This is a genomic window from Nitrospinota bacterium (genome assembly GCA_009873635.1).
In the GTDB taxonomy this organism is placed as follows: Bacteria; Nitrospinota; Nitrospinia; order Nitrospinales; family VA-1; genus LS-NOB.
The window spans coordinates 21,951-33,954 of record WAHY01000004.1; the positions used below are offsets into that span (position 1 = coordinate 21,951).

Sequence of the window (12,004 nt, forward strand, 5' to 3'; positions counted from 1 at the left end):
TAGACTTCGATAAGACTGTTTTTATATATAAATCATACTGTTATGGACGGGGAATGGCTTTTATGGTACCGTTTCACGATGCAAAATTTGCCAGTACACTAAAGCTATAGTATCTGCATGTTTATAATGGTGTTATTTTGATCAATGTGTTCGGGGAGATAAACGGGAAGATAAAGGAGAGAATATGTATGAAGTGAACGAGATTTGCAAAGATGGCAAACCTCTACCTTTAACTACCGATGGGCATCTCCGGATAGTATTTATTGGTACAGGCTCAGCTTTTGCCAAGCGACGGCGGCAATCTAACATACTGGTCATTCAAGGCAACCATCATATTTTGATTGATTGTGGCACCCAGGGGCCTCTTGCCCTTAATGATTTGGGATTAAGTGTTTTAGATGTGCGTTGTTATCATCCTACCCACAGTCATGCGGATCATATTGGTGGATTCGAGGAAGTGGCGTTGATGAACCGGTACACTCCAAATATTTCCAAACCTGACATGATTATTTTGCGGGACTATCAGGATATTTTATGGAGCAAAAGCCTTTCCGGGGGTTGTGAATATTGCGAGGCAAATCAAGGCAGGCCGCTACAACTGACAGATTTTTTCAACATACTTCGTCCCCAGAATATTGAAATTGATGGAAGAAAATTCTGGGCTTATAAACATGGCCCGATTGAATTGGTCATAATGAGAACTCGACACTTTCCTGATACGGCAATAAGTGTGGACGAGTCGCAGTGGTGTTCTGGAGTTTTTATCAATCGTCGTGCCTGGATATCAGGCGATACTATGTTTGACTCCGACTACCCCATACGTTTTGCCAAGTCGGCAGAAGTAATGTTTCACGATACGCAACTATTTTTTGGCGGTGTCCATGCTTCTTACCAGGAGTTGATGACTTTGCCTGATGAGGTACGGAAAAAAATGTATCTTTATCATTATGGAGATAATTGGGACAACCCGGAAACCTGGGCCAGCGGATCTGATAAATATACGGGTGATCCGATTACGGACGGGTTTTTAGGTTGGGCAGAACAACGCAAAGCATATGATTTTTTCTAATTTCTTCTTTTTAGGGGTTGCCAGTTTTTGATGCAGTTATAGGGATTCTTCATGAGTTACCAAATTACCTTAAACACTTGGTCTGGAGCGAGTAAAAAAGAGGCCGCTGAAAAGCTTGCATCAGTGTTCCGGATGAACAACGAGAAGTCTATGGGTATTCTGGATAATTTATGTGAAGGGTTTCCCTGGCGGTTTGACCAATGTATTCCCGATCATCAGGCAGATATGGCATCTACCTATCTCAGCGGTTTGGGTTTTGCCGTAGACATTAAACCTGTTGCAGGAGATATCGAGCCATTACCAGGACCCACTGTTACAGAAGAAGCCCCAGCAGAAGAGATTGCCCAATCCTACGGTGACGACTATAGCTTGAAGTTTCAGGGAGACGGCCGCACCCTTTTGAACATTAGCCTTGCTAATCTGATCAAGACCGTATTCACTCTGGGTATCTACCGATTTTGGGCCAAAACCAATGTGCGCCAGTATATCTGGAGCCAAACATTGTTTGCCGGGGATCGTTTTTCCTATCATGGAACCGGTAAAGAATTACTCAGCGGGGCGTTTCGATTCGGTGGTATTCTTGTTTTATTGGGATTAATTAACGTCTATATTTTTTTTAATATTGGTCCTGCAGAAGGCGAAATATTTTCAGACCTTCTTTCACTGATTATTCTTTTTATGATACCTGCACTTTTGGTAGGTGCATGGAGATACCGGCTTTCCCGAACTGCCTGGAGAAATATCCGCTTTTCCTTCCGGGGGAAAAAGATGGATGCGTTTATGTTATATTTTTTGGGAGGAATTTTTTCCGTCTTGACGTTGGGTCTTTATTGGCCGTTTTTTAAAATGAAAAGCGAAAAATTCTGGCGCGAGAACTCATGGTTTGGAGATGTACAGTTTGGTTTTTCCGGTATAGGTAAAGATTTTTTTAGAAAGTTTTTGTTTGCCATTATTCTCACACCTCTTACCGTTGGTTTTTATTTTTTCTGGTTTGCCGCAGACTTAAAGCGCTATTTATGGTCACACACTCATGTAGGGGGGGCGACTTTCAATTTTCCGATTAATGGAAAAGATTATATGAGATTAAAAGTGATTAACTTTTTTATTCTTATAGCTTCGTTTGGGCTGGGTTACCCTTGGGTAGTGGTACGTAACCAGAAATTTTTAACAGACAACCTGACTCTTGCCGGAAATATTGAATTAAATCATATCGTCCAGGAGATGAAAACCAGCGGAGCATTTGGCGAGGAAGCCCTGGACGCAATGGACGTTCCTATTGAAATTGGATAACCGCATATCGTAAACTTTCCAGTTGTAAGGTTTTTGTTTAATCCCTTTCAAAGGAGCGGGCATGAATGCCCGAAAGCTGCAATTTTCTGGTATCTTGTTTGATGGCAAAAGTGCCAGGAAACACACCGTTGAAATTGAACTCACTCCACGCGAAATAATAATCAAACAGCAAGGTCTTTCACCCTTTCACTGGTCTTATTCCAATCTCAGATGGGCCGCAAGTGTTAACAGTCCTTTCCATTTAGAGCACGGAGATTTAGATAGTCCCTTCCAGGAAACTCTGGTGGTGGACGATCCTGTTTTTTATGAAAGCGTTTCCAGCATTGCTCCGAGTAACCTTTCTACCAATGGCAACCAGACAGAATTTAACTGGAAATTTTATGTTGCGGGAATATTAATTCTGATATTTTCCGCTTACATACTTATTAAAACAGTCCCCACATTTCTTGCTGATAGAATGGTTGAAAAAATCCCTGTCGAACTGGAAGTGATTTTAGGCCAGTCGATGCTAAATATGCTTCCGTTGTTACAGGAACCCGACAAGAAAATTCTCATGGTATTGCAGGATACGGTTGACTTGCTCGAGCAGTCAGTCGAAGGTTACCAGCCTTATAACATGAAGGTTTATATTTTGCCGGGGAAAACAGTTAATGCGCTGGCCTTGCCCGGTGGCAGTATCGTTGTGTTTGAAGGATTGCTTCATAAAGCTGAGTCTGCTGAAGAGATAGCGGGAGTTCTTGCACATGAAATTCAGCATATTCTCCTCCGGCATTCTACCCGGGGTATTCTTAGGAACGTGGCACAAAGCATGCTGCTGTCTCTTTTCATTGGAGATGTGAACGCAGTCATGGAAGGGGTAACCAATCTCGCGGGAGAACTGGAAACTCTGGGGTTCAGCCGTGAAATGGAAACTGAGGCCGACAAAAAAGGAATGGAATTAATTCTAAATGCCAATATTAATCCTTACGGTATGGTTCGAATGTTTGAAAAGATTTTACAAGATGAAGTCAAGAGTCTGCCCGGGAATAAAAGCACGAAAAACGAAATGGAGCTTCTTTCTTATCTTTCCACCCACCCTTCAAGTCGTAGCAGGTTGAAAATGCTGGAGAAACAAATTGAGGGTCATGAAAACAGAACCTGGGAACCTCTTTTCCCCGAGTTAGACTGGAATGAAATAAAACCAGAAAATTAATGCCTGCTCCTAAACTTTCCACGACAGATAGTTTTCAAAGACAAACCGTTCTGGGATTGTTAGCCATCCTTTTTATTTTTGCCGTGTTCAGATTGCCGGGGCTCGGAGTACCGCTTGCTTCAGATGAGCTTGCTACAGTCTCCCTCTGGGCACAAATGCCTTATCTAAAAATTCTTTCCAACTATCAATACCCCAACAACCATATTTTTCTAAGCCTTGTTCTAAGCTTTTTGCTCAAGGCATTTGGGTTGAAGGAATGGCTATTACGAATGCCCTTGCTTGCATGTGGGCTTGCCAGCATTTATTCAGGTTACCTGCTGGGTAAGAAAGTTACGGGAAGTAATAGAGTGGGACTATTCACTGCTTTTCTAATGACTATTTGTGAGAAGCATATTTTTTACTCTACAAATGCCCGAGGGTATATCGTGAACATGTTCTTGGCCTTATTGGCAGTAATTATTGTTCAAGATAGATTAAAGGGGATCACTTTTAAAATTAAGAAACTTTCGTATGTATTTAATCAAGGGCTGGTTTTTATCGGTTGGTCTTTGATTTGGATTATTGGGACCTGGACGGTTCCCACATTTTTATTTTTTGAAGTAACCATTGCTTTATTTCTGACGGCAATATTGTTGACGGGAAAACAATTTCAACCTTTGCGAAAAGAACATTTGTTAATTCCAGTTACTTCATGCCTGATTGGTGGATCAGGGTTTTATTTTCAATTTTACGTGCTGATAGATTCAGCCATGTTGGCCGATGCGACTGCGCGAGCTGCAACAACAACTTTGCCCCTGTTTTTTCCAGCAATATTGAATGAATGGTTTAGCCCTTTTGAGCAGGCCGGTGTATTGTTTCTTTTTCTTGCGTTGCTGGGGGCAAGAAACCTGTTCCGAAATAATCAAATCATTGCAATGCTGATAAGCTGTGTTTGTTTGGGACCTGTCTTTATCGGGATAGTGGGATATTTGTTGGGAATACTTCCTGGTATTCCGCACCCCAGGACGTATTATTACCTGCAACCTTTTGTCTTGATGCTTACGGTGTCTGGCGTCCGGGAAATTGGAATGGGATTCCCATTAGCAATAAACAAAAAATTTAATGCGAAACAGAACCTGGCTATACCAGTTGTTATAGCAGTTATTTTATTCGTAATTTCGTGTTTGAATTTCTTTCAACATATTTATCCCAAGCGCGTATCGCGGGATCCTTTGGATAAGGTTCAGGAATTTGTAGAAAAGTTAGAACCCAATGACCTGGTTCTGGTTTCGAAAACTATGCATGTAGGATTTTACCTGTATGGGGCTCGCGCTATGCGAGAAAGAGTCGAAAATATTCTTCAGGATGGGAAAATGGGAGAGGTTTATTTTTTAGGGTATAAGAAAAACAGGATTTCGATAAATCAGGAGATAGCAACAAAAGATAGTCACTTATTTAACTTTCCCGTGTTAACCCGTAATGCTAAAAAGAAAGGACCAGCCCTTCCTGAAAAGGCTTTAGAGGTTGCGGGGCATTTTGGCCCATTTGTATTTTATCAATTAAAAGAGGGTTGGTTGCAGCCCTTGGAGGGATGGGAGAAATTAGGTCTAAACCCCGCCATTTTTGGTGCAGGGCCGTTTGTATGGGAAAAATTCTTAAGCCCTTCAGGAACCAGACCCTTGATTCGATTTCGGGATTCTTTTACGGTTGCTATCGAAAACAAGAAACTTTTATCTAATGAGGCCCAGGGTTTGATTCTGAACTTAGTGGAAGTTTCTGGATTCAAAAAGGATTTTTCTGCGGCTTTTGTGGGAGGAAACATGGATAGAAATAGTATAATTCTAGATCCCAGTTGGCTGCCTAATGATTGGGTGATAGACCATCCCTACGGGGGTAATATATTTAATCGAAGTTGGAATCCTGCGATATTTGTTTCACAAGGAACAGGTAGTTTGTCTGTGATGGATGTTAAGTTTAAAAGACATCCCCGACAAGGAGCATTCAGGAAATTTTTAAGTTATCGCATTAAAGAACCAGGAGTGGATAATAAATGATAATTGTTACTGGAGGCGCGGGGTTTATAGGCAGTGCTCTGGTGCATGGGCTGAACCAGAAAGGGATTGATGATATCTGGCTGGTGGATGATGTGGATCACCCGGAAAAGCAGAAGAATCTTGATAATCTTAATTATTCCAGATGGGTGGGTAAAGACGATTTTTTAAAGGAGGTGCCGGGGATCAAGGGGTGTTCTGCTATCCTGCATATGGGGGCATGTTCATCCACTACTGAAACTAATGAAGCCTACCTGCGTGAAAATAATTTCGAGTACACGCAATCTCTGGCCAAGTTCTGCATGGAAAAGGACGTTCGTTTTATATACGCCTCGAGTGCTGCAACTTATGGCGCAGGTGAAAACGGTTACTCCGATGATGAATCATATTTGGAAAACCTTGTCCCCCTCAATTTATACGGTGCCAGCAAACAGTGGTTTGACTTGTGGGCCAAAAAAGTGGGTGCCTTAACGACCATTGTGGGATTGAAATACTTTAATGTGTTTGGTCCAAATGAATATCATAAAGGCGACATGCAAAGTATGGTTCGTAAGGGATTTATGCAGATACGTGATTCGAGAAAATTAAATTTGTTCAAGTCTTATAAGCCCGAATATGGCGATGGAGGTCAGGAGAGAGACTTTTTATATGTCCGTGATGCGGTAGCAATGACCCTGTTTTTTCTGGAACATAAGGATATTGGTGGAATATTTAATGTGGGTTCAGGCAAGGCGAGAAACTGGAATGACCTCGCCTCATCGGTTTTTCTTGCGATGAATCAAGAAGTGAATATTAATTATATTGATATGCCTGAATCGATCAGGGATCAATATCAATACCACACTTGTGCAGAAATGGAAAAAATTCGGTCAGCGGGCTATGTGGAGTCGATAACTTCGTTAGAGGAGGGAATTTCAGATTATGTTAAAAACTTCCTTATTCCCGATAAGCACCTGGCGTGAAATTTTTTGAGATGATTGAGGATCAACTGGCTTTATGTTTTTCCAAAATTTGTTCCAGGGTCCCTGTGGTTGAATGCCCTTTAACTATAGGAATGAGTTCGACTTTTGCTCCATAACCTTCAACGATTTCCCGACCGACCACTTCATCGATTTTATAATCGTCTCCTTTTACCAGAATATCCGGTCTGATTTCCCGGATGAGTTTTTCCGGAGTGGTTTCATTAAACATGGTTATGTAATCTATATATTTCAAAGCCGAAAGAATATTTGCACGTTCCCTTTCATTTTTAATAGGTCGATTTTCCCCTTTTAATTTTTTAACGGATTGATCGGTATTTAGTCCCACTACAAGGATATCCCCTAGAGATTTTGCTTTTTGCAGGAACTCAATATGTCCTCCGTGAATAAGATCGAAGCAACCGTTAGTGAATACAACCTTTTTATCTGTGCTCTTCGCCATGCTGATTATTTTTTTCAGTTCTTCAAGACCCAGGACAGTATGAGAAGTTCGTAACATTTCCTCTTGCAGAAACTCATTAATCTCTTCAAGGGTTACGACAGCAGTTCCCACTTTGCCGACAACAACACTTGCAGCCATATTTGAAAGCCATGCTGCTTCCTGGTAATCGAAACCTACAAACATTGCCATGCTAAAAACACTGATGACAGTGTCTCCCGCTCCGGTTACGTCAAAGACTTCTTTGGCTACAGTAGGAATTGATATAAGTTTTTCTTTGGATTTATATAATGACATCCCATCTTTACCCTGTGTGATGAGGATAGCCTGTGCTTTTGTCAAATTTAACAGATATTCGGCGGCGCGACCCAGATCTTCCTTGTCTTTGATCTTAATGGGAACCGAGCTTGCAACCTCCCTCAAGTTTGGGGTGATAACAGTGGCACCTTTATAAAGTGAAAAATCCGAGTTTTTGGGATCGACAATAACAGCCTTTTCTGATTTCTGGGCTTTGCGCATAACAGCCTTGATAACTTTTTCCGTCAGAATACCTTTGTGATAATCAGAACAGATGACCCCATCCATTGTTGGAATAACCTGGTTAATATATTGGATTAATTTTTTTTCTGTTTCTTCTGTGATAGGCCGGTTATCTTCTTTGTCGACACGTAGAATCTGCTGGTTGTGGGCGATTATTCTAATCTTGGTAGTTGTTGGGCGATGAACAAACCGGAAAATCCCTTCCGTTTGAATAGACCGGTCATGGATGGTTTTTAAAAGTTTGTCACCTTTTTCGTCCTGTCCGATGGCACCGCATAGATGGACTTCGCAACCAAGCCCAACAAGGTTGTTAGCAACATTGGCTGCTCCTCCCAGGGCAAGATTTTCGGAGCGTGTTTCCAGAATGGGAACGGGTGCTTCTGGAGAGATTCGACTCACACCTCCCCAAATATATTCATCAAGAATCAAGTCGCCGATAACAAGGATTTTGGGCCGTTCATCACTGCTGAAAAAATATTTAAACTTTTCTTTCATTTACAAGCCTTCTTCAATAAGTTCGCAAATAATATGTCCGATAGTTATATGCACTTCCTGAATTCTAGCAGTGTCATTGGAAGGAACAACAATTGATAAGTTTGCGACCTCCTTTATTTTACCCCCATTGTTACCCAGCAGTCCAATAGTCTCTGCACCTATTGAATTAGCTTTTTCCAGAGCTCTCACAACATTTTTCGAATTACCGCTTGTGCTAATACCAACCACCGCATCATTTTCCCGACCCAAAGCTTCGAATTGCCTTGCAAAAATGGTTTCAAATCCATAATCATTACCCAAGGCGGTTAGCGAAGAGGTGTCTACAGTTAATGCGATAGCTGGAATGGCCTGGCGTTCTTTTTTGAATCTACCCACAAGTTCAGCGGCTATGTGTTGTGAATCAGCGGCACTCCCCCCATTACCCATTAAAATAAGTTTTCCACCCTTTTTAAGGCGGGCATTTATTCGGTTGGCGGCTTCAAGAATGTCTCCTGAAAGAGTGTCGGCGACCTTCTTTTTTAATTCTGCGCTGGTATAAAGGAAATCCCTAACTCGTTGCATAGCTCCTCATTTGTGAAATCGGTTAATAAAAATTTTACAATCAGATGTTTCTATTCTACAGCAAGCCTTCATCAGCAAAACTAAAAAACCCGCTTCCTGCAATAATAATGTGGTCGATCATATGGATACCTACAATCTTTCCAGTCTGGTTTAGACGATGAGTGATCTCAAAATCCTTTTGGCTTGGAGAAGGGTCCCCGCTTGGGTGATTGTGAAGCAAGGCAAATGAAGCTGCGGACTCACGAATAGCCGGAATCATTACTTCTCTTGGGTGGACAATGCTGGCGTTTAAGCTTCCTTCAGATACGGTCAAATCCTTTATGAGTTGTAATTTATTATCCAGCAAAACGATTTTTACAATTTCTTTTTTCAGGTTTCTCATAAACGGCGCAAATTACGTTACCAACGCCTGGCTGGATTTCAATTCGGTCTTTAAGCTTGCTGATTTAGAGGACATTCGCTTTCCAACCTCAAGCGCTGCTTTGGCAGAGCCTATTCCTTTTACCTGGCATATTTCATTTACTGTTGCCTGATCTATGTTTTCCAGGCTGCCAAATACCTTGAGTAAATCTCTACTTAAATCCACCGCATTTTTTTTGATCGCCGATCTCCAGAGCCAATGAGGATACCCAATAGATGTGCGTCAGATAATGAATTGCTTCCGTATCTTATCAGTCTTTCACGCGGGCGCTCGTCTTCCGGCCAGTATTTTATGGCAGATTTGTTTTTTCCCGTCATGTTGGAGTCCTGGGTTTCAGGATTGCACTTTTTCTTTAAAATATTCCAGGGTTGATTGAAGTCCCTTATCTAAATCCACTACGGGTTCCCAGTTTAAATATTTTTTAGCGCGCGTGATATCGGGCTGACGTATTTTGGGGTCGTCTTCAGGTAAAGGAACGTGAACAATCTTACTCTTGCTGTCAGTAGCTTGCAAAATTTTATTGGCCATCTCCTGGACGGTCATTTCATTGGGGTTGCCTATATTTACAGGGTTATTCTGGTCTGACATGAGCAGGCGATAAATGCCTTCAATGAGGTCCGATACGTAACAGAAACTCCTTGTCTGGGAACCTTCTCCGTAGACTGTTAAATCTTTTCCTGTGAGTGCCTGTTTTAAGAAATTGGGGATGGCGCGTCCGTCGTTAACTCGCATGCGCGGGCCATAGGTATTAAAAATACGAACGATCTTGGTGTTAATACCATGAGTCCGATGATAGGCCATGGTTATGGCTTCCGCAAACCGCTTGGCTTCATCGTAGACACCACGGGGGCCAATGGGGTTGACGTTTCCCCAATATTCTTCTGGTTGTGGATGGATCAAAGGGTCTCCATAAACCTCTGAAGTGGAAGCAAGAAGAAAAGTGGAGTTTTTGGCTTTCGCAAGCCCAAGAGCGTTGTGAGTGCCCAGTGCTCCGACTTTAAGGGTTTGAATAGGGAGTTCCAAATAATCAATCGGGCTGGCAGGGGAGGCGAAATGCAGAATATAATCCAAATCGCCCTCCAGGTCGATAAACTCAGAGACGTTATGTTCGATAAATTGAAATTTCTCGCTTTTTATACCGGATATATTATCTCTGGATCCGGTGATGAGATTGTCCATGCAGACTACCTCATGGCCTTTATCTAAAAAATACTCGCATAAATGCGAACCCAGGAATCCTGCGCCACCTGTTATTAATGTTCTTGGCATGCTAACCTCATGATTGGTTGGGAGATGGGGCTGGGTCAAACAAGGTTCCCCGTTCAATTTTATGTCCAGCCATAAAACTTTTGGCTGACATGCTTTTTTTTCCTTCCGGTTGAAGTTCTGTGATGATCAGTCGTCCTTCTCCGGTGCCCACTTCAATACCTATATCGGTAATTCGAGCAACTTTACCCGGAACATCATCAGGAGCACCATCGCTAATAATGACCTTCAATATTCGCAATCTTTTTTTGTTCAACAAAGTGTAGGTTCCTGGCCATGGGGTCAGACCTCTAACCTGATATGAAATGATTTTTGCAGTTTGTTCCCAATGAATCAGGCCCTCTTCTTTTTTTAACTTTGCCGCATATGTGGCTTGACTGTGATCTTGCGGAGTGGGCAGCAGGGTATTTTCTTCGAGTCTTTTGATAGTCTCAATAACAAGGGCGCCTCCTGTTTCAGCCAATGTATCATGCAGCGTTTGCGCGTTGTCATCCTCATTTATCGGGATTTCTTTCATTAAGAGAATATCTCCCGTATCCATTCCTTTATCCATTATCATAGTGGTGACTCCCGTCCTGGTATCACCATTAAGGATTGACCGATGAATGGGGGCAGCGCCCCTGTATTTCGGCAAAAGCGATGAATGCAGGTTAATACAGAACTGTTTGGGTATTTTAAGAAAAGCCTCGCTCAATATTTGTCCAAAAGCGACCACTATGATCAAGTCAGGTTGATTTTTTTTTAACGACTCAATGAACTCAGGGTCGTTAACTGTTTTTGGTTGCAGTGTTGGCAGATTGGAATCCAGCGCATATTGTTTTATTGGCGAAAGAATAAGTTTCTGTCCCCGTCCTTTTGGCTTGTCGGGCTGAGTGATGACAGACAATATGGAATGAGAGGAATGATGCAGGGCTTTCAGGGTTGGAAGCGCAAATTCTGGCGTTCCCATAAAAACAATTTTCATGCATCCTGCTCTTTTAGTTTCTTTTTGAACTTCCGTTTTAAAATATCGCGCTTCATTTTACCCAGCTTGTCCCAAAAAAGAACCCCGTTTAAATGGTCCATTTCATGCTGAAATGCTCTGGCCAAATATCCCTCGGCTTCATAGCGAACTTCATTGCCATCCAGGTCATAGCCTTTAATTTCTATCTGGCTGGCCCGGTTGACCTCTGCAATCACATCGGGAATACTCAGGCAGCCTTCTTCGCCGAGCTCGCTTCCTTCCATTGCGGTAATTTCCGGGTTGACCACCGTAACAAGATTTTCTTTGTCAGTTTCAACACCAATATTGACCACAAACAGTCTCCACGGCAAGCCAATCTGGTTGGCGGCCAGGCCCACCCCCGGTGCTGCGAGAGTGGTTTCCACCATATTTTCTGCAAGAGTGACAAGTTCTCCGTCAATATTTTCGACGGGAAGGCATAATTTCCTCAAAACAGGGTCCAGACAGTTTTTAATTTCCAGCAAAGCCATTCTTGGTTTTCCTTATCGGTCGTTGGGAAAAAATCATCAGGGTCTATTAGCTTTTAATTTTAATACAGAATGGATCAGGTATCCAGCGGCGTGTGGAGGTATTCCGCCTAGGTTGTGTATTCCGCATTGATTTTGACGTAGTCATAAGAAAAGTCACAAGTGAAAACTTCTTCCCACTCTTTTCCACTATTCAGATCGATGGTTATATTGATTTCATGTTGCCGCATTGCTTTGACCAGTTTTCGTGG

The 12,004-nt window shown here is 42.3% G+C and carries 11 protein-coding genes and 1 pseudogene; 5 read left to right on the forward strand and 7 right to left on the reverse strand.

The genetic code is table 11. From position 1 onward, the window contains the following. Window positions 1-184 precede the first annotated feature (184 nt). The 5 genes from F3741_03785 to rfaD all read left to right on the forward strand — a co-directional run bounded on the left by F3741_03785 (window position 185) and on the right by rfaD (window position 6,543). Window positions 185-1,069: an MBL fold metallo-hydrolase gene (locus F3741_03785; protein MZG29923.1), complete on the forward strand. Its 885-nt coding sequence runs from the start codon at window positions 185-187 to the stop codon at window positions 1,067-1,069. Window positions 1,070-1,120: 51 nt separating this feature from the next. Beyond that, complete coding sequence (locus tag F3741_03790) at window positions 1,121-2,359, forward strand: DUF898 domain-containing protein (GenBank protein MZG29924.1); 1,239 nt, start codon at window positions 1,121-1,123, stop codon at window positions 2,357-2,359. 61 nt (window positions 2,360-2,420) lie between these two features. Then, a complete protein-coding gene (locus tag F3741_03795; protein MZG29925.1) occupies window positions 2,421-3,551 on the forward strand; it encodes a M48 family metallopeptidase in 1,131 nt (376 codons plus the stop codon). Continuing rightward, window positions 3,551-5,584, forward strand: coding sequence for a hypothetical protein (locus tag F3741_03800; protein MZG29926.1), 2,034 nt, complete (start codon window positions 3,551-3,553; stop codon window positions 5,582-5,584). Before F3741_03795 ends, F3741_03800 begins: the two co-directional genes overlap by 1 nt. After that, window positions 5,581-6,543: an ADP-glyceromanno-heptose 6-epimerase gene (gene rfaD / locus F3741_03805; GenBank protein ID MZG29927.1), complete on the forward strand. Its 963-nt coding sequence runs from the start codon at window positions 5,581-5,583 to the stop codon at window positions 6,541-6,543. The genes F3741_03800 and rfaD overlap by 4 nt, the downstream gene beginning before the upstream one ends. 22 nt (window positions 6,544-6,565) lie before the next feature. On the opposite strand, the gene rfaE1 is transcribed toward rfaD, so the two are convergent. The 7 genes and pseudogenes from rfaE1 to F3741_03840 all read right to left on the reverse strand — a co-directional run. Beyond that, the gene (rfaE1, locus tag F3741_03810) at window positions 6,566-8,035 is read right to left on the reverse strand and encodes a D-glycero-beta-D-manno-heptose-7-phosphate kinase (GenBank protein ID MZG29928.1); all 1,470 of its coding nucleotides are present in this window, start codon (window positions 8,033-8,035) and stop codon (window positions 6,566-6,568) included. After that, window positions 8,036-8,596, reverse strand: coding sequence for a D-sedoheptulose 7-phosphate isomerase (locus F3741_03815; protein ID MZG29929.1), 561 nt, complete (start codon window positions 8,594-8,596; stop codon window positions 8,036-8,038). Window positions 8,597-8,651: 55 nt separating this feature from the next. Beyond that, window positions 8,652-9,334 (reverse strand): annotated as a pseudogene (locus F3741_03820) (JAB domain-containing protein). Between the two features lie 16 nt (window positions 9,335-9,350). Continuing rightward, window positions 9,351-10,286 (reverse strand): SDR family oxidoreductase, encoded by a 936-nt coding sequence (locus F3741_03825; protein ID MZG29930.1) that lies wholly within the window; start codon window positions 10,284-10,286, stop codon window positions 9,351-9,353. 7 nt (window positions 10,287-10,293) lie between these two features. Next, window positions 10,294-11,247, reverse strand: coding sequence for a methionyl-tRNA formyltransferase (locus tag F3741_03830; GenBank protein MZG29931.1), 954 nt, complete (start codon window positions 11,245-11,247; stop codon window positions 10,294-10,296). After that, on the reverse strand, window positions 11,244-11,756 hold the full coding sequence (def, locus tag F3741_03835) for a peptide deformylase (GenBank protein ID MZG29932.1): 513 nt from the start codon (window positions 11,754-11,756) through the stop codon (window positions 11,244-11,246). The genes F3741_03830 and def overlap by 4 nt, the downstream gene beginning before the upstream one ends. Window positions 11,757-11,863: 107 nt before the next feature. Then, window positions 11,864-12,004 (reverse strand): bifunctional ornithine acetyltransferase/N-acetylglutamate synthase (locus F3741_03840; GenBank protein MZG29933.1); only part of this gene is annotated, 141 nt, incomplete at its 5' end.

Bases quoted from the DNA above. Each gene is read 5' to 3' on its own strand.
- F3741_03790 (MZG29924.1), top strand. From the start codon at position 1,121: ATGAGTTACCAAATTACCTTAAACACTTGGTCTGGAGCGAGTAAAAAA.
- rfaD (MZG29927.1), top strand. From the start codon at position 5,581: ATGATAATTGTTACTGGAGGCGCGGGGTTTATAGGCAGTGCTCTGGTG.
- F3741_03800 (MZG29926.1), top strand. From the start codon at position 3,551: ATGCCTGCTCCTAAACTTTCCACGACAGATAGTTTTCAAAGACAAACC.
- F3741_03830 (MZG29931.1), bottom strand. From the start codon at position 11,247: ATGAAAATTGTTTTTATGGGAACGCCAGAATTTGCGCTTCCAACCCTG.
- F3741_03815 (MZG29929.1), bottom strand. From the start codon at position 8,596: ATGCAACGAGTTAGGGATTTCCTTTATACCAGCGCAGAATTAAAAAAG.
- F3741_03825 (MZG29930.1), bottom strand. From the start codon at position 10,286: ATGCCAAGAACATTAATAACAGGTGGCGCAGGATTCCTGGGTTCGCAT.
- F3741_03785 (MZG29923.1), top strand. From the start codon at position 185: ATGTATGAAGTGAACGAGATTTGCAAAGATGGCAAACCTCTACCTTTA.
- def (MZG29932.1), bottom strand. From the start codon at position 11,756: ATGGCTTTGCTGGAAATTAAAAACTGTCTGGACCCTGTTTTGAGGAAA.
- rfaE1 (MZG29928.1), bottom strand. From the start codon at position 8,035: ATGAAAGAAAAGTTTAAATATTTTTTCAGCAGTGATGAACGGCCCAAA.
- F3741_03795 (MZG29925.1), top strand. From the start codon at position 2,421: ATGAATGCCCGAAAGCTGCAATTTTCTGGTATCTTGTTTGATGGCAAA.